The sequence below is a fragment of the Rhizobium sp. KNZ14-9A genome, from assembly GCF_056755015.1.
In genome coordinates this window covers 2,083,982-2,106,303 of sequence record NZ_JBPGXB010000002.1, presented here as the reverse complement: position 1 = coordinate 2,106,303, position 22,322 = coordinate 2,083,982, and the positions used below count along the sequence as shown (strand labels likewise).

General features: G+C 59.4%; 29 protein-coding genes. 16 read left to right on the top strand and 13 right to left on the bottom strand.

What is annotated here, in order from left to right; translation table 11 throughout:
* Positions 1 to 62: 62 nt before the first annotated feature.
* The 4 genes from sthA to map form a co-directional block, all read right to left on the bottom strand.
* Positions 63 to 1,469, bottom strand: a complete 1,407-nt coding sequence (sthA, locus tag ACR9ZQ_RS16965) for a Si-specific NAD(P)(+) transhydrogenase (RefSeq protein ID WP_037070635.1) — start codon at positions 1,467 to 1,469, stop codon at positions 63 to 65.
* A gap of 97 nt (positions 1,470 to 1,566) precedes the next feature.
* Complete coding sequence (locus ACR9ZQ_RS16960) at positions 1,567 to 2,157, bottom strand: dual specificity protein phosphatase family protein (protein WP_481428341.1); 591 nt, start codon at positions 2,155 to 2,157, stop codon at positions 1,567 to 1,569.
* A gap of 72 nt (positions 2,158 to 2,229) precedes the next feature.
* A complete protein-coding gene (radC, locus tag ACR9ZQ_RS16955) occupies positions 2,230 to 3,036 on the bottom strand; it encodes a RadC family protein (protein ID WP_481428340.1) in 807 nt (268 codons plus the stop codon).
* Positions 3,037 to 3,044: 8 nt separating this feature from the next.
* Positions 3,045 to 3,881, bottom strand: a complete 837-nt coding sequence (gene map, locus ACR9ZQ_RS16950) for a type I methionyl aminopeptidase (RefSeq protein WP_113322415.1) — start codon at positions 3,879 to 3,881, stop codon at positions 3,045 to 3,047.
* 246 nt (positions 3,882 to 4,127) lie between these two features.
* Here map and ACR9ZQ_RS16945 point away from each other — a divergent pair, with 246 nt between their 5' ends.
* The 3 genes from ACR9ZQ_RS16945 (at position 4,128) to ACR9ZQ_RS16935 (ending at position 5,407) form a co-directional block, all read left to right on the top strand.
* Positions 4,128 to 4,787, top strand: coding sequence for a TetR/AcrR family transcriptional regulator (locus ACR9ZQ_RS16945; protein WP_310383202.1), 660 nt, complete (start codon positions 4,128 to 4,130; stop codon positions 4,785 to 4,787).
* A gap of 120 nt (positions 4,788 to 4,907) precedes the next feature.
* Entirely contained in the window at positions 4,908 to 5,081 is a 174-nt protein-coding gene (locus ACR9ZQ_RS16940; RefSeq protein ID WP_481428339.1) for a hypothetical protein, read from the top strand.
* Positions 5,078 to 5,407 (top strand): DUF6105 family protein, encoded by a 330-nt coding sequence (locus ACR9ZQ_RS16935; RefSeq protein ID WP_310383207.1) that lies wholly within the window; start codon positions 5,078 to 5,080, stop codon positions 5,405 to 5,407. Before ACR9ZQ_RS16940 ends, ACR9ZQ_RS16935 begins: the two co-directional genes overlap by 4 nt.
* Here the strand turns inward: ACR9ZQ_RS16935 and ruvX are convergent.
* Positions 5,347 to 5,838, bottom strand: coding sequence for a Holliday junction resolvase RuvX (gene ruvX, locus ACR9ZQ_RS16930; protein ID WP_113322412.1), 492 nt, complete (start codon positions 5,836 to 5,838; stop codon positions 5,347 to 5,349). The two genes, ACR9ZQ_RS16935 and ruvX, sit on opposite strands and share 61 nt — an antisense overlap.
* Positions 5,839 to 6,014: 176 nt before the next feature.
* Between ruvX and ACR9ZQ_RS16925 the strand changes: the two genes are divergently transcribed.
* The 5 genes from ACR9ZQ_RS16925 (at position 6,015) to ACR9ZQ_RS16905 (ending at position 9,525) form a co-directional block, all read left to right on the top strand.
* Positions 6,015 to 6,719: a metal-dependent hydrolase gene (locus ACR9ZQ_RS16925; protein ID WP_310383211.1), complete on the top strand. Its 705-nt coding sequence runs from the start codon at positions 6,015 to 6,017 to the stop codon at positions 6,717 to 6,719.
* Positions 6,720 to 6,844: 125 nt separating this feature from the next.
* Positions 6,845 to 7,132: an Asp-tRNA(Asn)/Glu-tRNA(Gln) amidotransferase subunit GatC gene (gene gatC / locus ACR9ZQ_RS16920; RefSeq protein WP_310383213.1), complete on the top strand. Its 288-nt coding sequence runs from the start codon at positions 6,845 to 6,847 to the stop codon at positions 7,130 to 7,132.
* Between the two features lie 58 nt (positions 7,133 to 7,190).
* A complete protein-coding gene (gene gatA, locus ACR9ZQ_RS16915; protein WP_310383216.1) occupies positions 7,191 to 8,672 on the top strand; it encodes an Asp-tRNA(Asn)/Glu-tRNA(Gln) amidotransferase subunit GatA in 1,482 nt (493 codons plus the stop codon).
* Between the two features lie 41 nt (positions 8,673 to 8,713).
* Positions 8,714 to 9,163: an N-acetyltransferase family protein gene (locus ACR9ZQ_RS16910; RefSeq protein WP_481428338.1), complete on the top strand. Its 450-nt coding sequence runs from the start codon at positions 8,714 to 8,716 to the stop codon at positions 9,161 to 9,163.
* Positions 9,164 to 9,249: 86 nt separating this feature from the next.
* A complete protein-coding gene (locus ACR9ZQ_RS16905) occupies positions 9,250 to 9,525 on the top strand; it encodes a hypothetical protein (RefSeq protein ID WP_007825228.1) in 276 nt (91 codons plus the stop codon).
* Between the two features lie 51 nt (positions 9,526 to 9,576).
* On the opposite strand, the gene ACR9ZQ_RS16900 is transcribed toward ACR9ZQ_RS16905, so the two are convergent.
* Positions 9,577 to 9,834 carry a YjhX family toxin gene (locus tag ACR9ZQ_RS16900; RefSeq protein ID WP_310383221.1) on the bottom strand — a complete coding sequence of 86 codons (258 nt, stop codon included), beginning with the start codon at positions 9,832 to 9,834 and terminating at the stop codon, positions 9,577 to 9,579.
* A 322-nt stretch (positions 9,835 to 10,156) separates the two neighbouring features.
* Between ACR9ZQ_RS16900 and ACR9ZQ_RS16895 the strand changes: the two genes are divergently transcribed.
* From ACR9ZQ_RS16895 to ACR9ZQ_RS16870, 6 genes are all read left to right on the top strand, one after another.
* A complete protein-coding gene (locus tag ACR9ZQ_RS16895; RefSeq protein WP_481428337.1) occupies positions 10,157 to 10,666 on the top strand; it encodes an N-acetyltransferase family protein in 510 nt (169 codons plus the stop codon).
* A 77-nt stretch (positions 10,667 to 10,743) separates the two neighbouring features.
* A complete protein-coding gene (gene gatB, locus ACR9ZQ_RS16890) occupies positions 10,744 to 12,249 on the top strand; it encodes an Asp-tRNA(Asn)/Glu-tRNA(Gln) amidotransferase subunit GatB (RefSeq protein WP_439014853.1) in 1,506 nt (501 codons plus the stop codon).
* 65 nt (positions 12,250 to 12,314) lie between these two features.
* Complete coding sequence (locus tag ACR9ZQ_RS16885) at positions 12,315 to 12,821, top strand: GNAT family N-acetyltransferase (RefSeq protein ID WP_310383227.1); 507 nt, start codon at positions 12,315 to 12,317, stop codon at positions 12,819 to 12,821.
* Position 12,822: 1 nt separating this feature from the next.
* A complete protein-coding gene (locus tag ACR9ZQ_RS16880) occupies positions 12,823 to 13,290 on the top strand; it encodes a GNAT family N-acetyltransferase (protein WP_310383229.1) in 468 nt (155 codons plus the stop codon).
* Between the two features lie 102 nt (positions 13,291 to 13,392).
* Positions 13,393 to 13,788 carry an NADH:ubiquinone oxidoreductase subunit NDUFA12 gene (locus ACR9ZQ_RS16875; protein ID WP_113322402.1) on the top strand — a complete coding sequence of 132 codons (396 nt, stop codon included), beginning with the start codon at positions 13,393 to 13,395 and terminating at the stop codon, positions 13,786 to 13,788.
* A gap of 117 nt (positions 13,789 to 13,905) precedes the next feature.
* Entirely contained in the window at positions 13,906 to 14,346 is a 441-nt protein-coding gene (locus ACR9ZQ_RS16870; RefSeq protein ID WP_037106339.1) for a DUF2155 domain-containing protein, read from the top strand.
* A gap of 26 nt (positions 14,347 to 14,372) precedes the next feature.
* Here ACR9ZQ_RS16870 and aat read toward each other — a convergent pair whose 3' ends face one another.
* The 5 genes from aat to ACR9ZQ_RS16845 all read right to left on the bottom strand — a co-directional run bounded on the left by aat (position 14,373) and on the right by ACR9ZQ_RS16845 (position 18,293).
* Positions 14,373 to 14,990 carry a leucyl/phenylalanyl-tRNA--protein transferase gene (aat, locus tag ACR9ZQ_RS16865; protein WP_310383232.1) on the bottom strand — a complete coding sequence of 206 codons (618 nt, stop codon included), beginning with the start codon at positions 14,988 to 14,990 and terminating at the stop codon, positions 14,373 to 14,375.
* A gap of 7 nt (positions 14,991 to 14,997) precedes the next feature.
* Positions 14,998 to 16,350 carry an acetyl-CoA carboxylase biotin carboxylase subunit gene (accC, locus tag ACR9ZQ_RS16860; RefSeq protein WP_310383234.1) on the bottom strand — a complete coding sequence of 451 codons (1,353 nt, stop codon included), beginning with the start codon at positions 16,348 to 16,350 and terminating at the stop codon, positions 14,998 to 15,000.
* Between the two features lie 10 nt (positions 16,351 to 16,360).
* On the bottom strand, positions 16,361 to 16,831 hold the full coding sequence (gene accB / locus ACR9ZQ_RS16855; protein ID WP_113322399.1) for an acetyl-CoA carboxylase biotin carboxyl carrier protein: 471 nt from the start codon (positions 16,829 to 16,831) through the stop codon (positions 16,361 to 16,363).
* A gap of 21 nt (positions 16,832 to 16,852) precedes the next feature.
* Entirely contained in the window at positions 16,853 to 17,290 is a 438-nt protein-coding gene (gene aroQ / locus ACR9ZQ_RS16850) for a type II 3-dehydroquinate dehydratase (protein ID WP_310383236.1), read from the bottom strand.
* 244 nt (positions 17,291 to 17,534) lie between these two features.
* Positions 17,535 to 18,293, bottom strand: coding sequence for a DsbA family protein (locus ACR9ZQ_RS16845; RefSeq protein ID WP_477823840.1), 759 nt, complete (start codon positions 18,291 to 18,293; stop codon positions 17,535 to 17,537).
* Positions 18,294 to 18,499: 206 nt separating this feature from the next.
* On the opposite strand from ACR9ZQ_RS16845, the gene ACR9ZQ_RS16840 reads away from it, so the two are divergent.
* A complete protein-coding gene (locus tag ACR9ZQ_RS16840; RefSeq protein WP_310383240.1) occupies positions 18,500 to 19,657 on the top strand; it encodes a pyridoxal phosphate-dependent aminotransferase in 1,158 nt (385 codons plus the stop codon).
* Positions 19,658 to 19,664: 7 nt separating this feature from the next.
* On the opposite strand, the gene ACR9ZQ_RS16835 is transcribed toward ACR9ZQ_RS16840, so the two are convergent.
* Both ACR9ZQ_RS16835 and ACR9ZQ_RS16830 read right to left on the bottom strand, forming a co-directional pair.
* Positions 19,665 to 20,456, bottom strand: coding sequence for an aldolase (locus ACR9ZQ_RS16835; RefSeq protein ID WP_310383242.1), 792 nt, complete (start codon positions 20,454 to 20,456; stop codon positions 19,665 to 19,667).
* A 22-nt stretch (positions 20,457 to 20,478) separates the two neighbouring features.
* Positions 20,479 to 21,180: a haloacid dehalogenase type II gene (locus ACR9ZQ_RS16830; RefSeq protein WP_310383244.1), complete on the bottom strand. Its 702-nt coding sequence runs from the start codon at positions 21,178 to 21,180 to the stop codon at positions 20,479 to 20,481.
* 87 nt (positions 21,181 to 21,267) lie between these two features.
* Here ACR9ZQ_RS16830 and ACR9ZQ_RS16825 point away from each other — a divergent pair, with 87 nt between their 5' ends.
* Positions 21,268 to 22,119 (top strand): LysR substrate-binding domain-containing protein, encoded by an 852-nt coding sequence (locus ACR9ZQ_RS16825; protein ID WP_477921518.1) that lies wholly within the window; start codon positions 21,268 to 21,270, stop codon positions 22,117 to 22,119.
* Positions 22,120 to 22,322: the final 203 nt, after the last annotated feature.

Below are 22,322 nucleotides of genomic sequence, written 5' to 3'. Positions count from 1 at the left end.
GAACTGAGGATCAGTGGCTTACGTTCTCTAGCCTGGAAGGCGAGGGACGTTCCCTCGCTTCTTCAAAGCTCAGATTTTATGTCGCCCATGCGGTTCCACGCATCGAGGCCGGCGATTTTATAGGCTTCGGCGAGCGTCGGGTAGTTGAAGGTATTTTCGACGAAATATTCGACGGTGCCCTTCAGGTTGAGCACGGCCTGGCCGATATGCACGAGCTCGGTAGCACCTTCGCCGACGATGTGTACGCCGAGCAGGCGGCGCGTCTTTAACGAGAAGATGAGCTTCAGAAGACCCGTATCGAGGCCCATGATGTGGCCGCGCGATGTCTCCCGGAAACGGGCAATACCGCACTCATAGGGAATGCCGCGCTCCTTCATTTCCTCTTCGGTCAGGCCGCAGGTGGAGATTTCTGGCACGGCATAGATGCCATAGGGGAAATATTTCTGCGGTTCCTTGGCGACGGCGCCGATTGCGACGCGAGCAGCAATGCGGCCCTGTTCCATCGAGGTCGAGGCAAGGCTCGGGAAGCCGACAACGTCGCCGGCGGCATAGATATTGGGCACGGACGTCTGGAACGTCTCGGGATTGACCTTCAGGCGTCCGCGGCTGTCCGCTTCGAGACCGATGGCATCCAGGTTGAGCGTATCGGTGGCGCCCATGCGCCCGGCGGCGAAAAGCACCATGTCGGTCACGAGATGCCGGCCGCTGTCGAGTGTCAGCTGCACCTTGCCTGTCTCAAGCCGCTCGACCTTCTCGGCCTTCGTGCCGAGCAGCAGCTTCATATTGCGGTCGCGCAGCTGATAGGTGAAATCCTCGATGATTTCCTTGTCGATGAAGTCGAGCATGGTCGACTTTGGATCGATGACGGTCACGGCCGTATCCAGCGCCGAAAAGATCGTTGCATATTCGATGCCGATGACGCCGGCGCCGATGACGACCATGCTGCGTGGCAGTTCCTCGATATCGAGCAGCTCGTCGCTATCGAGCACGGTCTTGTTGTCGAAGGGCATGTAATCAGGCCGAAACGGCTTGGTGCCGACGGCAAGCAGGATGCTGGCGCCAGTCACCGTCATTGTGTCGCCGTCGTCCTTGATGATCTGCAGGGTATTGGTATCGACGAAGCTTGCCTTGCCGCGGATGTGCTGGACGCGGTTGCGGGCGAACTGATGTTCGAGCACTTCCACTTCATGATCCAGCGTGATCAGCAGGCGACGGCGCAGGTCTTCAGCGCTGATCTCCTGCTTGACGCGGTAGCTGCGGCCGTAAAAGCCGCGCTCGCGCCAGCCGGAAAGATTGAGTGCGGTTTCGCGCAGCGTCTTGGAAGGGATCGTGCCAGTATGGACGGACACGCCGCCGACACGCTTTCCCTGCTCGATGACCAGCACTTTCTTGCCGAGTTTTGCAGCCTGGATTGCGCCGCGGCGCCCTGCCGGACCGCTGCCGACTACCACGAGATCGTACTGGAACATCTTTAGCCCCGAACTGGAATTGGAATCATATTGCGACGCGAAATGTCGCGCGTTCATCGGTAGCCGGTCAATGTTACAGTTTGTATTCCGGCGTAGTTTAGGAGTTCAAAAAGCCGAACATTGGCTCAAGCCGCTCGAATGTGCGGTCCATCGCGTAGGCGCCGATGAAGAAAAGCGACAGATGGCCGTATGTCAGCGAGATCTGCAACTCCGCCGCAATCTCTCCTTCCTTGGCAACGCCGGCGACGTAGATGGCCGAAGCCAGTCCCGTACGGTCGGCGCCGGCCTTGCAGTGGATGAGCAGCGGCTTGGGCGCGGCGGCCATGATCGCCATCAGCTGGCGCCCTTCCTCGATGGAGAGTTCTTTCGTCGCCGACATGTGGAAATCGATATGCTGGACATTGAGGCCCTTTGCCGCGGCGACCTCGTTGTCGTACCAGGCCTCGCCGCTGCTGTCGCCGCGCAGGTTCAGTACGGATTTGATGCCGTACTCCTTGACGAGTTCGCCAAGCTTGGCGGGCGAAGGCTGGGCGGAGCGGTAGACCTGGCCATCGACAACCGCATGAACATTGGTCGAAAGCTGCAGGTATCCGAGATAGAGACCGGCTACGACAAGCAGCAGAAGTGTCAGTCGTATCAGCGATCGGAGGCTCGGCGGCGCGTACAAGCGACCAGGAGAAATGCCCATAATTCCCATCCTGTTGTCAGTCATTCAGCTTGGAGAACGCCAAGATGGCTTTTTCATGCCTTAGCCGCAGTCTTATATTAAGCGCAGGCCTTTGAGGCTTGCTTGTCCGTCTTTGCCGATGATGATGTGATCGTGGATGGCAATACCGAGCGGCTTTGCAGCATCGATGATCATCTTCGTCATGTCGATATCTGCGCGCGATGGTGTGGGGTCGCCCGAGGGATGATTGTGGACGAGAATAAGCGCCGTTGCCGAAAGCTCGAGCGCCCGCCTGACCACCTCACGCGGATAGACAGGTGTGTGATCCACGGTTCCGCGCCCCTGCACCTCGTCGGCGATCAGCGCATTGCGTTTGTCGAGGAAAAGAATGCGGAACTGCTCGCGCGTCTCATGCGCCATGGCCGCATGACAATACTGGATGACCGACGACCACGAGGAAAGCACCTGCTTGCCCTTGAGCTCGCTCTTCAACGTGCGATGGCTAATGGTGGATATCAGCTTCAGATCCAGCGCCACCGCCTCTCCGACGCCTTTGACCTCCTGTAGCAGCGCTGCCGGTGCGCCGAATACGCCGGAAAGCGACCCGAAGCGATCGATCAGTGCCTTGGCGATCGGCTTGGTGTCGCGGCGCGGGATCAGCCGGAGTTCGAGGATTTCATAATCGGCAAGCGCCGTATCGCCATGGTCGCGGAAGCGATTGCGCAGCCTCTCGCGATGGCCGTGATAATGCTCTTCCTTGGCGGGCAGGGCGGCTTTTTTGGCGGAAGCTGCCGCCTTTGACGGCTGTCCAAAAAACGCCCGTTCGTCCATAGCGATATCCTCGTCCATGTCGAAAGGCAGTTCGTCGTTGCCAACCTGCGGAACGGGACCTTTCGCCATGGCGAGTGTTACCCGTTGAGCGGCGGCAGGCCTGGCCGGTCGAGACCGGCGGGCGACAGCGTGAAGATCTCGCAGCCATTGGCGGTCACGCCGACCGTATGTTCGTACTGTGCTGATAGCGACCGGTCGCGCGTCACGGCGGTCCAGCCGTCCGCCAGCACCTTCACATGCGGGCGTCCGAGATTGATCATCGGCTCGATGGTGAAGATCATGCCCTCACGCAGTTCCGGCCCTTCATTGGCGCGGCCGTAATGCAGGATGTTCGGCGAATCGTGGAAGAGACGGCCGACACCATGGCCGCAGAAATCGCGCACGACGGAGCAGCGCTCCGCTTCGGCATAGGTCTGGATCGCTTCGCCGATCGCGCCGGTGCGCGCGCCGGGATGAACGGCGGCAATGCCGCGCATCAGCGACTCATAGGTCACTTCCAGCAGACGTTCGGCTGCGCGCTTGACCTGGCCGACCGGATACATGCGGCTCGAATCCCCATGCCAACCGTCGACGACGAAGGTCACGTCGATATTGACGATATCGCCCTCGCGCAGCGGCTTGTCATCGGGAATGCCGTGGCAGACCACATGATTGATCGAAGTGCAGGTGGACTTGGTATAGCCGCGATAGTTCAGGGTCGCCGGATAGGCGCCGTTATCCATGCCGAATTCGAAAACGAAGCGGTCGATTTCATTGGTTGCGAGACCCGGCTTGACGATATCGGCAAGCGCATCGAGGCAGCGCGCGGTCATCTGGCACGCGTTGCGCATTCCCTCGAATGCTTCAGGGCCATAAAGCCTGATGGCGCCGGTATTCTTCGGCGGCGCGGAGGAGGCTTCGATATAATTCACCATTGCAAGGCCTTAGCATAAATTGTCGTCTCTTTTCATAATGCAGCTATGCCGGGTTCGTCCATCGCGATCAACCGCGTGGGCAAGATTTCTCGGGCGTGTTGTGCGGGGTGAAAAAGCCGCCGGGCCGCCCACCAGCGTTAGCAGAGCTGCGGACCATCAATATCCACAGTCTTCTCAATAAGATAGGATTGTGAACGGAAAATTCCACTGTTACTCACCGATTGGTGACAGACCGGGGTTGACCGAATGCTGAATGAAACTGCCATGGCCGCGCTCGAACAGACGGGTGCCAATGAGCCTGAAAAGCGTATCCGCGACAGAAGCGCTACGGAACGCGCTATCCTGAAAGCCGCCAAGAGCCTGCTGGCGGAAGAGGGTTTCCAGAATTTCGGCATCAATGCCGTCGCCCGCCGCGCCGGCTGCGATAAGCAGCTCATCTACCGCTATTACGGTGGTCTCGACGGCCTCGTGGAGGCGATCGGCGCCGATCTCGGCAACTGGGTCAAGGACCGCATCCCCGAAGATACCGGCGGCATGTTCCTCTTGACCTATGGCGATCTCATGGAGCGGCTGTCGCTGCTTTTCCTGGAAGCGCTGCGCGACGATCCCCTAATGCGCCGCATCGTCGCCTGGGAAATCTCGGAAAATACCGAGCAAGTGAGGCGTCTTTCCGAGGCGCGCTCAAAAGCGCTCGGACTGTGGCTGGATCGCATGCGCGGCTCGCTGACGCCGCCGAAGGGCATCGATCCGGCAGCCGTCAATGCGCTGATCTTTGCCTCGATCCAGCATCTTGTGCTGTCGGCGGCCGCCGGCGGTCAATGCGCGGGTCTGGTTTTGAAGAACGGCAAGGACTGGGAGAAGGCGGCCACCGCGTTGAAACGGCTGGTGCGCGGCGTCTACGGCTGAACAATCCACAGCCTCCACCCGGCCATTAACCTTAACAATTGGTTTACGTTGCGTGGCGCTGGTTAACTCGCCAGTGTGGCCCACATTAGAAATGTAACAATTGTGGACCCGAGTTCAGTGATGGGAACCAGAGCAGCCAGAACCGCGTTGCTTGTCGCGGCGATGATGTTTTTCGCCGTGCTGGCGCTGGATATCGCCGTGCCCACGCTCGTACTCTGCATCATGGCATCGTCGGTCTGGCTCGTTTCCCTTGATATGTCGGTCCTACACAAGCACGAAGGAGAGGCCGCATGAAGTGGTTTCTGATCTTCTGGGCCGGTCCGATCGTCTTCCTGGCGGGATGGTACTGGCTTTCTTATTACGATCTGAACTTCGGCATCTTCATGCTGACGCGGCAGGTCCATGACCTGACCTTCCAGATTTACGGCAAGGCGCTCGGCCTTCCGCCACAGGAAATCCCGCCGCTCGTCGCCCGCGCGATTGCCGTCGACAGCCTCGTCGTCTTCGCCATCATGGGTTTCCGCAAGCGTCGCCAGATCGCCACCTGGTGGAAGGCACGTCACGCTTCCGTGTCGTCGGCAGATCTCGCCAGCAAGGAAAGCCTGTCGAGCGCTCCCTGAAGGATGAAGCTTGCCGCAGCCGAATCGATCCGTTCGGCGCGTTTTGCCCGCGAAACATCCATTTCCAGCAGGGCACGTTCGGCAGCCACCGTCGATAGCCGCTCATCCCAATAAATGAAGGGAATGGCGGTCTTTTGCTCCATGTTGCGCACGAAAGCCCGCGTCGCCTGCACGCGCGGTCCTGCCGATCCATCCATATTCATCGGCAGGCCGATGACGAAGGCCGCGACCTTCTCCTTTGCTGCGAAGCTCAGCAGCGTCTCGGCGTCGATGGTAAATTTCTCACGCTTGAGGACCGGGCGCGGCGTCGCAAAGCGGCGTCCGAGATCGGACATGGCAAGACCGATCGTCTTGGTGCCGAGATCGAGGCCGGCGATTGCCTGTCCGGGACCGAGCGTTCCGGCCAGTTCCTCGATCGTAAGCACCGTCATTGCCGTGTCATCCTGTCAAAAGAAATTGAAGTTCCCGCCGCTTTTCTTTGCGGCCATATCGGCTATGTCCTTAGAGCAATTCCAGAAAAAGTGCGAAACGGTTTTCCGACCGGAATTGCTTTAAACAGTTCTGGTCCGGAAATCGCTTTTGCATCATGTAATAAAGGAGACTTTTCATGAAGATCACCTGGCTCGGCCATTCTGCTTTCCGGATAGAGACGAAAGCCGCCAAAATCCTGATCGATCCCTTCCTGACCTATAATTCGTCCTTCTCCGGACAGGATATCAAGGAAGTGACCAACGGCATCACCCATATCCTGCTGACCCACGGCCATGGCGACCATGTCGGCGATACCGTGGAGATCGCCAAGGAAACCGGCGCCGTCGTTCTCGCCAATGCCGATCTTGCCTCCTGGCTCGGAACCAAGGGGGTCGATAAACTCGAAATGGGCAATACCGGCGGCACCGTCCCGCTCGGCAGCTTCACCGCTACCTTCACCAATGCGCTGCATTCTTCCGCACAGACCACTGAAGACGGCGTTTCCCATTCGCTCGGTAGCGCGAACGGCCTCATGCTGCATTTCGACGACGAGCCAAGCCTCTTCCACATGGGCGACACAGATATCTTCTCCGACATGGCGCTGATCAACGAGCTGCATCAGCCGGATATCGGCATCGTGCCGATCGGCGACCGTTTCACCATGGGCGGTGCGGTGGCGGCTCTTGCCTGCCAGCGTTATTTCAACTTCAAGACTGCCATTCCCTGCCACTACGGCACCTTCCCGATCATCGACCAGACGCCGGAAAAATTCATTGCCGGCATGGAAGCCTCGAAGACGCAAGTGAAGGCGCCGAAGCCTGGCGAAAGCCTGTCGCTCTGATGCATAAGCCCTCAAATCCCGGTGGGTTTGAGGGTAGGAATTCTGCATTGCCGAAAAGGCAAACCCGTTGCACAGGACGGACATGGTCTTTATAGCGATAGGAAAATTCCTATCCGGAGAATGCCATGTCCGTCGATCTCGCCACCGTTAAGCGCGTTGCGCGCCTTGCCCGTATTGCCGTCTCGGAAGAGGAGGCAAATCGCATGGTCGGCGAATTGAATGGTATCCTCGGCTTCGTCGAGCAGCTTTCCGAAGTGAATGTCGAGGGCGTCGAGGCCATGACTTCGGTGACGCCGATGGACATGAAGAAGCGCACCGATGTCGTCAATGATGGCAATAAGGCCGCCGATATCGTTGCCAATGCGCCGATCACCGACCACAATTTCTTCCTGGTGCCGAAAGTCGTCGAATAAGGCTTTGACCGCCTCTTTCCGACCCTGTTGCCATTTCCAGATCTGAAGCGAAAACACGATGAGCGAACTCACCAGCCTGACCATTGCCGAAGCCCGCCAGAAGCTGCGCGCCAAGGAAATCACCGCGACCGAACTGACCGAGGCCTATATCTCGGCGATCGATGCGGCCAATGGCCAGCTCAATGCCTATATCAAGGTCACGCCGGATCTCGCACGAGTCATGGCGAAGAATTCCGACGAACGCATCGCTGCCGGCAAGGCGGGCGATCTCGAAGGTATTCCGCTCGGCATCAAGGACCTGTTTGCGACCGTCGGCGTGCACACCCAGGCCTGCAGCCATATTCTCGATGGTTTCGAGCCGCGCTATGAATCGACTGTGACCCAGAACCTCTGGGATGACGGCGCCGTCATGCTCGGCAAGCTGAACATGGACGAGTTCGCGATGGGCTCTTCCAACGAGACCTCGCATTATGGCGCGGTCATCAACCCGTGGCGCGCCGCTGGGTCCAACCAGCAGCTCGTTCCGGGCGGCTCGTCTGGCGGTTCGGCTTCAGCCGTTGCCGCGCATCTCTGCGCTGGTGCTACCGCGACCGACACCGGCGGCTCGATCCGCCAGCCTGCAGCCTTCACCGGCACGGTTGGCATCAAGCCGACCTACGGTCGCTGCTCGCGTTGGGGCACGGTTGCCTTTGCCTCTTCGCTCGATCAGGCCGGCCCGATCGCCCGCGACGTCCGCGATGCCGCGATCCTGCTGAAGTCGATGGCAAGCGTCGATGCCAAGGACACCACTTCCGTCGACCTGCCGGTGCCGGACTACGAAGCCGCCATCGGCCAGTCGCTGAAGGGCATGAAGATCGGCATTCCGAACGAATATCGCGTTGATGGCATGCCCGACGAGATCGAAGCCATCTGGCAGCAGGGCATCGCCTGGCTGAAGGATGCAGGTGCGGAGATCGTCAACATCTCGCTGCCCCATACCAAATACGCCCTGCCGGCCTATTACATCGTGGCACCCGCCGAAGCCTCTTCGAACCTCGCCCGTTATGATGGCGTACGCTACGGCCTGCGCGTCGACGGCAAGGATATCGTCGATATGTACGAAAAGACGCGCGCTGCCGGCTTCGGCCAGGAGGTCAAGCGCCGCATCATGATCGGCACCTATGTGCTGTCGGCCGGCTACTACGATGCCTACTACCTGCGCGCCCAGAAGGTCCGCACGCTCATCAAGCGCGACTTCGAACTGGCCTTCGATGCCGGCGTCGACGCCATCCTGACGCCGGCCACCCCGTCGTCCGCCTTCGGCGTTGCAGACGAGAACCTCGCCGCCGATCCGGTCAAAATGTACCTGAACGACATCTTCACGGTGACGGTCAACATGGCCGGCTTGCCGGGCATCGCCGTTCCCGCCGGCCTCGACCACAAGGGCCTGCCGCTCGGCCTGCAGCTCATCGGCAAGGCCTTCGACGAGGAAACCCTCTTCAAGACCGCCCATGTCATCGAGCAGGCCGCCGGCAAGTTCACGCCGGCCAAGTGGTGGTAACCGGTCTAACGATACGAAAGATTGCAGACGCCGACCACAAAATGGTCGGCGTTGTTGGTTTTGCCGCATGGGCGGGAAGTAGTGCCTTTGAAGACAGCTATCGGGATCCCGCTGTCATCGACCGGGTGAAGCAGGAATTCGCGATTTTTCCGGATGAGACGACGGGCGAGATCTTCGTTGCAGAGCTTGACGGAGGAATCGTCGGCTGGGGCGCACGGGAGAATACGCCAAACTATATTTCCGACCTGTGGGTGCATCCCGATCATCAGGGCAAAGGCATTGGCAATGCGCTGCTGCTTCATCTCTGCGAGCTGACGAAAGGCGAGGGCCTGGAAACGGTGCGGGTCGATACGCATGCTAAGAACAGCGGTGCGATCCGGCTTTACGAGCGCTGCGGTTTCAAGATCATCTGGCACGGTATCGAGTTTGCAAAGAGCATGGGCGTCCCGCTCGAAAAGGTACATTTGCAGAAGCAATTAGCCGAGGACTAGCGCGACAAGCCTGAAGAAAGGCAGGCGCCGTCTCGGATTTCGAGGCGGCGCCTGTTATAGAGGGAGGTCTTTGCGAGGAGGGCCTCATGCCGAAACAGGATCTTGCGCGGTTGATCGGGGCCTTTGACCGCCTCGCCGCCAGTGGCTTTAAATTGGGCGCAGAGTGGGAGGCGGTTCACGAAATCTGCCAGAACCACGAGGGTGAACAGGTTTTCGACTGGGGCCATGCCCTTTGCCACCGCGTCGAAGGCGACGATTGGAACGCCGGTTATTGGTATCGCCGCGCCGGCAAGACGATTGGAGCAGGCACGATTGCCGAAGAATGGGCGGCAATGCGCCCGGAGCTTTCTGAAAAGCTCTGAAACGTTCCTGGCCGCACGACGACGGCGCCGCACGGCCAGGCTTTGTCAGACCTATCTGTTATCGAGCTGCGATCTGACGAGCTTCAGTCCTCTTTCGGTGATCCGGTAGGGCTGACCGGCGGAAGATTTGATTGCCTTCAGCCGTTTCAGCTTGCGGAAAAGCTCCATGCCGAAGCCGGGATAGACCCAGCCGTCGCGGGTGAAGCAACTTACCGTTTCGATCTTTTTATTGTCGTCTCGGGTGATTTCGATACGGCCGCCCTGGGCCATAAGGTGCAGGATGCGCTGTTCTGCGCGCGAGATGTCCATTGCTGTTGATCCGGAAACGCGCCTTCAGGAAGGCGCACGAAAACGATCTGGCGTTCGGGTTTAGCCGATACGCCGCGGCTTCGTTTTTCGGGCCCATGCGCGCGAGGCTGTGCTTGCGGGCAGGGCCTTTACCGGGTCTCAGGCAGGTTAGACATAAAACACCTCTGACGGGCTTTTTATCAGCAACCACAATCCGGTCAAGCAGCCGCAGCGGAACAAAAAAGCCGCCGATAGTTTTGCTTTCGCTTCTTCATCTCATTGCAGGGACTGGAAAATTGCCCAACTCAATGGTCTACTACTCTGTAGTAACGCGGAGGTGCCATTGATCCACATTCGCAATGCCCGCGAAGGCGACACGGCGCTCTTGAGCGAAATCGGCTTGCGAGCCTGGCAAAGAGCGATGGCATTGATCGGCGAATCGGACGCCATGACGGATGGAGCCCGCACCGCCTTCCGAACGTTCGTGGATAATAACTGGCTCACCATCACTGTCGTCGAACAGAACGGGCAGGTTGCCGGCTGGGCCGCGCGCGAAGGACTGGACGAGACCATCTCTGACTTCTGGATCGATCCGAGCTTCAATCGTCAGGGCCTCGGCACCGCGCTTCTGGAGCATATCGAGTTTGATATTTTCGAGCAGGGCTTCGAGGAGGCGGCGATGCAGACCCATTCTGGAAATACGGAGGCGATCTCCTTCTTCCAGAAGCACGGCTACACGATCCACTGGCTTTCGGTCGCTTATAATCCGAAGCTCGACCGCGACGTGCCATCAGTCGGTCTCAGCAAGCATCTCGGCCCGCAGGAGCCGGAAGGCTATGGCCCGGGTTTCTAGGCTGCCGAAAGCCTTGCACCGGCAGGCCATTTCCTTTACCTCACCTGTTGAAAAGAACAGCCTTCGAAGAGCATCTCATGACCATTGTCGACGTTCGCACGCCTGATCCGAAACGTTATATCCCCGGCGCCACCGGCGATTGGGAAGTCATCATCGGCTTGGAAGTCCATGCCCAGGTGCTTTCCAATTCCAAGCTTTTCTCCGGCGCTTCGACGGAGTTCGGCAAGCCGCAGAATTCGAACGTCTCGCTCGTCGATGCGGCCATGCCCGGCATGCTGCCCGTCATCAACGAGGAATGCGTCAAGCAGGCGGTGCGCACTGGTCTCGGCCTGAAGGCCGAGATCAACAAGCGTTCGGTCTTCGACCGCAAGAACTATTTCTATCCGGACCTACCGCAGGGCTATCAGATCTCGCAGTACAAGGACCCGATCGTCGGCGAAGGCAAGATCGTCATCTCGCTCGGCCCGGATCGCCAGGGCCAGTTTGAGGACATCGAGATCGGCATCGAACGCCTGCACCTGGAACAGGACGCCGGCAAGTCGATGCACGACCAGCATCCGACCATGTCCTATGTGGACCTGAACCGTTCAGGCGTTGCGCTGATGGAAATCGTCTCCAAGCCGGATATGCGCACCTCTGACGAGGCCAAGGCCTATATGACGAAGCTGCGCTCCATCGTGCGCTACCTCGGCACCTGCGACGGCAACATGGACGAAGGCTCCATGCGCGCCGACGTCAACGTCTCCGTGCGCCGACCGGGCGAGCCCTTCGGCACGCGTTGCGAAATCAAGAACGTCAACTCCATCCGCTTCATCGGCCAGGCGATCGAATACGAAGCCCGCCGCCAGATCGGTATCCTGGAGGATGGCGGCACCATCGATCAGGAAACCCGTCTCTTCGACCCGAACAAGGGCGAGACGCGGTCCATGCGCACCAAGGAAGATGCGCATGACTATCGCTATTTCCCCGATCCGGATCTGCTGCCGCTCGAATTCGACGACGCCTTTGTCCGTGATCTTGCTCGGTATCTGCCGGAACTGCCCGACGACAAGAAAGAGCGTTTCGTCCGCGAGCTCGGTCTCTCTATCTACGATGCCTCCGTGCTCGTCTCGGAAAAGGCGATCGCCGATTATTTCGAAGCCGTTGCCGAAGGTCGTGACGGCAAGGCCGCCGCCAATTGGGTCATCAACGATCTGCTCGGCGCGCTCAACCGCACCGGCAAGGATATCGAGGAAACGCCGGTTTCCCCGGCTCAGCTCGGCGCCATCATCGACCTCATCAAGGCCGAGACCATCTCCGGCAAGATCGCCAAGGATGTTTTCGAGATCATCCTCAACGAAGGCGGCGATCCCGCCGAGATCGTCGAAAGCCGCGGCCTGAAGCAGGTGACGGATACCGGCGCGATCGAGAAGGCTGTCGATGAGATCATCGCCGCCAATCCGGACCAGGTCGCCAAGGTCAAGGCAAAGCCGACGCTTGCCGGCTGGTTTGTCGGTCAGGTCATGAAGGCGACCGGCGGCAAAGCCAATCCGCAGGCTGTTCAGGCCCTCGTCAAGGCCAAGCTCAGCATCGAGGAAGAATAAGCCAACGGCCTCGGCCAAACAGCGTGGAGCGGTGTTCGGAAGACCGATACCGTGAGGAGAAGGTCTTGGTTTATTTCGTCCGAACGGCTGGCGAGCGCGATCTGGAGAATGTCCGCGCCCTGCTGGTCGAGAGTTTCCATGCGGCCTATGATGCAAGCCATGGCGTTGCGAAGGTCAAAGAACTGATCGCTCATCTCTTTTCGCCGGCTGCGCTGAAGGCGCGGCTGACGAAGAAGAATGCCGAATTCCTCGTTGCCGATGACGGTCGGAATATTGGCGGCATGGGCTATGCGGCCATGTCATCCGAGATGACGAAGACTGTCATGCTGCATCTCCTCTATGTAAAGCCGGATCTGCAGCGCCAGGGCATCGGCCGCGATATCTTCGCGGAGCTTGAGACCTGTTTTCCGGATGCGGAAATCATGCGGCTGGAAGTCGAGGTTCAGAACCACGAAGCCATCCATTTCTACACCCGGCTCGGTTTCGTCGAAGCCGGACGCAATGAGAACAGTGGCCCCGGCCAGTCCGGCGTTCCGACGCTGGTTTTCGAGAAAGCGCTCGAGCTCCACTGATATGGCATCCGGCGACATTATCATCCGCGAAGCACGTGAAGCCGATCTGCCGGCTTTGATTGCCATGTTTGCTGCCGATCAGCTCGGCGGCCATGGGGATACGAGTGATCCGGAGGCCTATCCGGAGTACGCCCGCGCCTTTGCGGGGATCGCTGCGTCTCCCAACCAGACGCTGTATGTTGCCGAACGGGACGCTGACGTCGTCGGCACCTTTCAGACGATGATCACCACCTCGCTCAATGCACGCGGCTCATCCGCCATGATCATTGAGGCGGTGCAGACGCGCTCCGATATGCGCGGGCAGGGCATCGGTGCGCGGATGATCGAATTTGCCATTGCCGAGGCGAAAGGTCGCGGCGTACGGCTCGTCCAACTGACATCGAATGCGGTACGCAAGGATGCCCATCGTTTCTACGAAAGACTGGGCTTCAAGCCATCGCATCTCGGTTTCAAGATGGCTCTGAAATGACCGTAGTTTCGGCGGGAATCACTGGACAATTCGGCTTGGCGGCGGCATAAGCGAAAAAGCCTATCTGCTTTCGTCCGCGTCCTGCGGCCACGAGGAAAAGACATGATCAAGTTCCTGTTGCACACCTTCACCTGGTGGAACAATTACACTTTCGGCACGCTCTTCGCCCTTCGCGGCTTCAAGCGCGTTGGTGAAGACGAGTTGGGCAATGTCTATTACGAAGGCGGTCTTTCCTCCTACGGCCTGCCGAAGCGCTGGGTGATTTACAAGGGTTACGCCGAAGCTTCCGCCATTCCTCCGGGCTGGCACGGCTGGATGCATCACCGCACCGATGTTCCTCCGTCCAAGGAAACCTACGTCGCTAAGGAATGGCAGAAGCCGCACCGCGCCAACCCGACCGGTTCGCCGCAGGCTTACCGTCCGCCGGGCTCGCTCTCGGTTGCCGGCGAACGTCCGCGCGTGACCGGTGACTACGACGCCTGGACGCCGGGCAACTGAGCGTCAAGCATCTGATGGCGGGTTCTGCCCCGCGCTTTGGCCACAATTGACCTTTACCCGCAGGTTGGCCGCAATCGCTGCGGCCATGAACCTGATATGTGCTGGAGACGGGTAGATATGAAGCTTTCCCTGCGAAACACGGTCCTGCCGGCTGCGGGAGCTGTATCGCTATTGGCGCTTTCCGCCGGGCTTCTTTCCAATCAGGCACAGGCTGCCCGCATCGACAATCCGGTCGCCGTCTTCTCCGGCCTCGACAAGATCACCGGCCGTATCACCACTTTCGACGTCTATGTCAACGAAACGGTCCAGTTCGGCGCCCTGCAGGTGACGCCGAAGGCCTGTTATTCGCGCGATCAGTCGGAAGCCCAGAAGATCGATGGTTTCGTCGAAGTCGACGAGATCACGCTCGACCGCAAGATCCGCCGCATCTTCACCGGCTGGATGTTTGCCGACAGCCCCGGCCTCAACGCCGTCGAGCATCCGATCTATGACGTCTGGTTAAAAGACTGCAAGCAGAACTCCGACGTCCCGCCTCCGGACAGCGCCGGCGCGAAATAAGCTTTTTCTGACGGAATAATCGTTCCCTAGAACGCGAGATGCGGCGATTCCATTGCGGCGGCGAGCAGTAGCGCATAGTCCGCTTTAGGCACGTCAATGGCACCGAATGTCTTCAGATGCTCAGTCGTGAATTGCGTGTCGAGCAGGGTGAAATGTTTCTGGCGCAAATGCTCGACTAGATGCACGAGACAGATTTTCGAAGCATCGGTGCGCCGCGAGAACATGCTTTCCCCGAAGAAGGCGGAGCCAAGCGACACGCCGTAGAGCCCGCCGACCAATTCATCACCATCCCAGGCTTCGACGGAATGGGCGTGGCCCATGCGGTGCAGGGCGGAATAGAGTGTCCTGATGGTCTCGTTGATCCAGGTACTTGGGCGGTCGGATGTTTCCTGCGCGCAAGCGGTGATCACGGCATCGAAATCGCTGTTGAAGCGGATGTCGAAGGGCCTCTGCTTGATCGTCTTTCGAAGGCTTTTGGAAACGTGAAAACGATCGCCCAGCGGAAGGACACCGCGGACATCGGGTTCGACCCAGAAAATTTCCGGGTCGTCGGCGGATTCGGCCATGGGAAAGAGGCCGATCGAATAGGCGCGCAGGAGGATTTCCGGGGTAATACCTGGTGACTTCCTGCGCGCTCCTGCCATTCCTGTCCTACGCTGCCGGCTTGCTGTTGGCGAGATACTTTTCCAGCCAATGGATATCATAATCGCCATTGGCGATATCCTGGTTAGAAACGAGATCCTGGAACAGTGGCAGCGTCGTCTTGATTCCGTCAACGACAAATTCATCGAGCGCACGGCGCAGGCGCATCATGCATTCGACGCGTGTCCGGCCATGCACGATCAGCTTGCCGATGAGGCTGTCGTAATAGGGCGGGATCTTGTAGCCCTGATAGGCGCCGGAATCGATGCGCACACCAAGTCCACCCGGTGCATGGAAATGCGTAATCGTGCCGGGCGAGGGCACGAAGGTGCGTGCGTCCTCGGCATTGATGCGGCATTCGATGGCGTGGCCGTGGAAGTGTACTTCATCCTGCGTGACCGAGAGCCCGCCGCCGGAGGCAACGCGGATCTGTTCATGCACGAGGTCGATGCCGGTGATGGCCTCGGTGACCGGATGTTCCACCTGCAGACGGGTGTTCATTTCGATGAAATAGAACTCGCCGTTTTCGTAGAGGAATTCGATCGTGCCGGCGCCGCGATATTTCAGCTTCATCATGGCGTCTGCGCAGATCTGGCCAATCTTCATGCGCTGCTCGACATTGAGGGCAGGCGAGTTGGCTTCTTCCCAGACCTTCTGGTGACGGCGCTGCAGCGAGCAGTCGCGTTCGCCGAGATGGACCGCATTGCCTTCGCCGTCGCCGAACACCTGGATTTCGATGTGGCGCGGCTTTTCGAGATACTTTTCCATGTAGACGGCGTCATTGCCGAAGGCAGCGGCCGCTTCGGTGCGGGCCGTCGACCATGCCTCGATCAGGTCGGCCTCGGTCTTGGCAACCTTCATGCCGCGTCCGCCGCCGCCGGCCGTTGCCTTGATCAGTACCGGATAGCCGATTTCGGCTGCCGTCTTCAGTGCATCCTCTTCGGTCTTCACTTCGCCATCGGAGCCGGGAACGACCGGGATGCCGAGTTCCTGGGCCGTGGTCTTGGCGGTGATCTTGTCGCCCATGATGCGGATATGTTCCGCCGTCGGGCCGATAAAGGTAATGCCGTGCGCTTCGAGAATATCGGCGAACTTGGCATTTTCCGACAGGAAGCCATAACCCGGATGCACGGCGTCAGCGCCGGTGATTTCGCAGGCTGCGACGATCTGATGAATATTGAGATAGCTTTCGCGCGACGGCGGCGGGCCGATGCACACACTCTCATCGGCAAGGCGCACATGCATGGCGTCGGCATCGGCCGTCGAATGCACGGCAACACTTGCAATGCCGAGCTCCTTGCAGGCGCGCAGCACGCGAAGGGCGATCTCGCCACGATTGGCTATGAGGATCTTCGAAATCATTGGCAAAGCCTTATTCGACGACGACGAGCAGCTGGCCGTATTCGACGGGCGAACCGTCTTCGACAAGGATTTCCGTGACCTTGCCGGATTTCGGTGAGGGGATCTGGTTCATCGTCTTCATCGCTTCGATGATGAGGAGCGTCTGGCCTTCCTTGACGGTGGCGCCAACTTCGATGAACGCGCGCGCGCCCGGTGCCGGAGCCATATAGACCGTGCCGACCATTGGTGCGTTCACCGTATTGGCCGGGTTACGGCCGGCTGCTACCGGAGCGGCGGCGGCCGGGGCTGCTGCGATCGCTGCAGGCGCCGCATAAGCAGGACCTGCGATCGGTGCCTGGATGTACTGGGGCGTGCCTGCGCGCGAAACGCGGATACGCAGATCTTCCTGTTCGACTTCGATCTCGGTCAGATCCGTGTCCTTGAGGATGTTGGCGAGATCGCGGATCAGTGCCTGATCGATACCGGATTTCTTTTCAGCCATGAGTGTTGCCCTGTCTTCTTCTTATGCCGTGATGTTCTTCAGCGCGTGCAGCGCCAGGATGTAGCTATGAGGCCCGAAGCCGCAGATCACGCCCTTGCATGCGGGTGCGATCATCGACTTGTGGCGGAATTCTTCCCGCGCGTGCACGTTGGATATGTGGAGCTCGATGACGGGAATGGAAATGGCACGGATCGCATCATGCAGCGCGACCGACGTATGCGTATAGGCGCCTGCATTGATGGCAACGCCGATGGCCTTTTCATCCGCTTCGTGGAACCAGTCCACCAGCGTGCCTTCGTGATTGCTTTGGCGGAAATCGATGTCGAAGCCGAGTTCGCGGCCCACAGCCTTGCAGTCCGCCTCTATGTCCTTGAGCGTCTTGCCGCCATAGATGCCAGGTTCTCGCTTGCCCAGCATATTCAGGTTGGGCCCGTTCAGGACAAAAATCGTTTGCGTCATCGAATGTTCCGTTTGGCGCACCGGCTCTTGATCCTCTCGGGATCAAGCGACCGCTACGCGGTTCACTGTATTCATCGCGTCCTGTGCCAGCCTATCGGCAGCAAAGGCACGGGAATGCGCGAGCGCCACCTATAGACTCCACGCGGGCTTATTGAAAGCCCTTACAGAATCGGCAAGGGACGTCGCGCCATGTTTGTCCACATGGCTGAAACGCTTCGATTTAGGCGATTTGATGAGCGCGGGTTCAGCAGCTCGTCTTGCCGCAGGCCCGCATGTTCTTCACCTTGGCTTCAAGATCGTCGATGCCGACGGCGCCGGGCACCATTTCGTTGCCGATCACATAGGACGGTGTACCGCTGATGCCGAGATTGGCGGCGAGCTGATAGGTCGCCTGCACGATGTCATCGTTCGGGCTCTTTTTCATCTCCGCGCGAATCTTGTCTTCGCTGACGCCGAGAGAGGAGGCGACCTGGATTGCGGTATCCTCGGAGGCGCGGCCGTCGCTGCCGAGTAGCGCGACGTGGAAATCGCTGTACTTTTCAGGCGCAAGCCGGCGGAAGGCATCTGCCACGCGATGTGCCGCGACCGAATCCGGTCCGAGAATCGGGAACTCCTTCAGCACGAAGCGGACATTCTTGTCCTTCTTCAGGAGCGCCTGCATGTCGGGCAGGGCGTGACGGCAATAGGTGCAGTTATAGTCGAAGAACTCGACGACGGTGACATCGCCCTTCGGGTTGCCGAGTGTCACGTCATTCTTGGAATCGAAGATGCCGTCGGTATTGTTCTCGATGGCCATGGTCGCCTTCACCTGCTGGGCCATCTGCTGCTTTTTCTGCAGCGCATCCTGCACCTCGAGCATGATCTCCGGATTTTCGATCAGATACTGCTTGATGAATTCACCCAGTTCCTTCTTCTGCTGGTCGTCGAATGCAAATGCCTGAGCCGGAAGGGCGATGGAGGCTGCAAGCGCCAGCGCGGTGAGCGTTTTGGAGAAGAAGGCCATGGTATCCTCGTCGTCGGCTGATGGGTTTTCGAACGAAAAATACCATCGCCGGGTTAATGGGCTTGGATGCGTCCGCATCAAATTACGGCGCGTCGGGCCGCCATCAAACAGGAATTTTCCTCCGATCCAAGCCCTCGCGGGATTGTGATGAGCCGATTATTGCGGCAATTGTCTGGCCTTTATCTGAAGCCAGGCAGGAAGTGATCGTGTTTTCCATATCGAAACGCAGCCAAGTCGAACCATTCCACGCCATGGATGTTTTGGCCGAAGCGACGAAGAGACGGGCAGGCGGTCACCCCGTCATTTCCATGGCTGTCGGCCAGCCCTCGCATCCCGCACCCCAGGCAGCCCTTGAGGCCGCCCGCACAGCGCTTGCCGAGGGGCGGATCGGCTATACGGATGCGCTCGGCACAACGCTGCTGAAACATGCGCTCGCCTGGCACTATCGCGATCGCCACGGCCTTGAGATCGATCCCGTCCGCATTGCCATCACAACCGGCTCGTCGGCGGCCTTCAATCTCGCCTTCCTGTCGCTTTTTGATGCCGGCGATGCGGTTGCCATTGCCCGGCCGGGCTATCCTGCCTATCGCAACATCCTCGGTGCCCTCGGCCTCAATGTGGTCGAAGTGCCCGTCACATCAGAAACGCATTTCACGCTGACGCCCGAAAGCCTCGAAGCGATCCAGAAGGAAAAGGGCGTGAAGCTGAAGGGCGTGCTGCTTGCAAGCCCTGCAAATCCGACCGGCACGGTGACCGGCCGCGAAGGCCTGAAGGCGCTTGCCGCCTATTGCGATGCCAATGACATCGCCTTCATCTCCGACGAGATTTATCACGGCCTCACCTTCGCAGGCGAAGAGACGAGCGCGCTGGAGCTGACGGACGAGGCGATCGTCATCAACTCCTTCTCCAAATATTATTGCATGACCGGCTGGCGCATCGGCTGGATGGTGCTGCCTGAGCGGCTGGTGCGCCCGATCGAGCGCGTCGCCCAGAGCCTCTATATTTCGCCTCCGGAGCTTTCGCAGATCGCAGCCACAGCAGCGCTCGGCGCCAGCGAGGAGCTGGATCGCGTCAAGGCAAGTTATGCCGCAAATCGCGAACTGCTGCTCGATCGGCTGCCGAAGATCGGCCTTGCACCGGCGTCGCCCATGGATGGCGCCTTCTACGCCTATGTCGACGTATCGCGCTTCACCAATGACAGCATGGATTTCGCGCGCCGCATGCTGGCGGAAATCAATGTCGCCGCGACACCCGGCCTCGATTTCGATCCGGTGGAAGGACCGCGTACGCTCCGCATGTCCTATGCCGGTTCAGAAGCCGAGATCGCCGAAGCGGTAGAGCGCATCGGCGTATGGCTGAAATAGGCGAGGCCTAGGTCCGATATTCGGGCGCCTGCCGGTCGAGAACGCGCCTGACGCTTTCAAGATGCAGGCGGGCACTTTCCGGATCGCCTTCACGCATCTGCTTTGCCGCCTGTTCAGCAATCTCTTCTGATACCGGCACCAGCCGGCGTCCGGTGCTCATCGCCTTGAGTTGAACCTCTGCGGCGCGCTCCAGATAGTAGAGATCGTCCCAGGCTTCGGCGATGTTTGGCGCGCAGACCATGACGCCATGGTTCTTCATGAACAGGATGTCCTTGTCGCCGAGCACGGCGGCGATCCTGTCGCCCTCACGTTCATCGAGCGCCAGTCCATTATAGTTCTCGTCGACGGCGACGCGGCCATAGAACTTCAGTGACGTCTGTCCAGCCCAGATGAAGGGATCGCCCTCGACCATGCTGAGCGCTGTCGCATTCGGCATATGCGTGTGGAAGGCCGCACCGACGCGCGGCGACATCTTGTGCAGGCGGGCATGGATGAAGAAGGCGGTTGCTTCAGGCACGCCGTCGCCGTCAATGACGTTGCCTTCAAAATCGCAGATCAGCAGCGATGAAGCCGTTGCCTCCTGAAAGGCCCAGCCGAGCCTGTTGACGAGAAAGAGATCGGGATGGCCGGGCACGACTGCCGAGAAATGGTTGCAGATGCCTTCCTCGAGCCCGAGCCGCGCCGCCATTCGAAGGCACGCCGCGAGATCGACACGCGCCTGCCAGATCTCGTCGGCATCGAGCGGCAGATTGCGCAATATCGCCGGCTGTGCCTTCGCCAGGTTCAGTTCATGGGCCATGTCTTGTCTCCTATCGTGTCAATTACATCCAGCCGTTTGCGGCAAAAAGACCGGGTACCTTGTCGAGCGTCGGCACGATTTCGTTGGGGCGGTAGTCGCTGAGCGGTTTCCGTCCCGTGCCACGATCAACCCAGATCGCACGAAAACCGAGTTCTCGCGCGGCGGCAAGGTCAAGATGCGGGCTGGCGCAGATATGTACGAGATCATCCATGCCGATGCCGAGCGTTTTCCAGGCGTGCCGGAAGATTTGCGGCGAGGGCTTATAGGCTTCCGCCTGCTCCGCGGTGATCACCCGGTCGACGAAACCGCCGAGCTGCGCGACATTGCCGGCAATGATCGCGTCGTCCGTATTGGAAATAATGGCAAGCCGGAAACCGGCGGCTTTCAGCTTGCCGAGCGTTTCTACCACTTCCGGGAATGGCGGCATCCGGCCGATAGAGCATGTCAACAGATCGGCATCGGCGGTGTTGAAGGGCAAGCCGAACTCCTTCATGGCAAGTTCCAATGCGCGAGCCGTGACTTGGCTGAAGGATCGGTGCGGCTTTTGTTGTTCCAGTTCATGCTCGTAGCGGTCATAGGCAGCAATGAAGGCGGCCTGGTCGATATCGCGACCTTTGGCTGACAGGATCGCGTCCATGGCAGCAAGCAGGCCTTCATCCCATTGGATGAAGGTGCCATAGCAATCGAAGGTCAGCCAGGTTGGTCGGTTTCCGGGAAGGGTCATCTCTCATCTCCATGATTTGCCTCATGTTGACAAAGAACGGAGTCATTGAGAAATTAAATATTATAATTATAGACAGTGGAAAATCGAATGAGCTTCGCCTTTGACCTTGATCTTCTCCGGACCTTCGCAGCGGTCGTCGATGCCGGCGGCTTCACGCGGGCGGCTGAGCGTGTTCACCTGACCCAGTCCACCGTCAGCCAGCAGATCAAGAAGCTCGAGGCCAATATCGGCCACACCCTGCTTCTGCGCGACAAATCGACGGGTGGTATCCAGACGACGGAGGAGGGCGAAATTCTCTTGAGTTATGCCCGACGTCTGTTGGCGACGGCAGAAGAGGCAATGGACGTCATGCGCAAGCCCGCTGCGCCCAAGACCGTCAGGCTCGGCGTTCCCGAGGATTTTGCCGGTCGCAGGCTCATCGATCTTCTCTCCGGTTTTTCCGCTGCCTCACCGCATATTAGGCTCGACACCGTCAGCGGCTGGAGCGTCGAGCTTCGCCGCCTTCTCGATACGGGCGAAATCGATCTGGCACTGATCAAGCGGGAACCCGGTGATGGTGCCTGTCTGGCGAGTTGGAAGGAGGAACTGATCTGGGTCGAGAGCACGCGCCGGTCGGTGAGGAATGAGCCGGTCCCGCTTGCTGTTTTTCCTGTCGGCTGCATCTACCGTGAACGGGCGATCCGCTTCATCGAGCGCAGCGGATGGCGCTGGCGCATCGCCTATACGAGCCAGGGTTTGATGGGCGTTCAGGCGGCGGTCGCCTCAGGCCTCGGCATCAGCCTGCTGCCGTCGGATGCCGTCCTGCCTGAACATCGCCGGCTTGGAGCAGCAGACGGGTTCGATCCGCAGCCGGCATCCGAACTCGCACTCGTCAGGGGAAAGATGCGCCTCACGGCGGAGAGCCGGTCGCTCGCCGATTTCCTCGCGGCCAATCTTTAGAGCCTTTCTCGGTCAGATTGCAGCATTCTGCCGGAGCAGGTTTTCGTCAGGGCAAAGGCGATTGGCGAAGGGCATACCCCTAGGTACGTCCGAGCCGATCGCCTTTGATCCTGGCGGAAAGATGCCCGGCCCTTCGGGTTGGCTGAAACGGGTCGCCTGATCGACCGGCCGGCTTGGCCGTAGATCTGGGCTACGACGCGCGC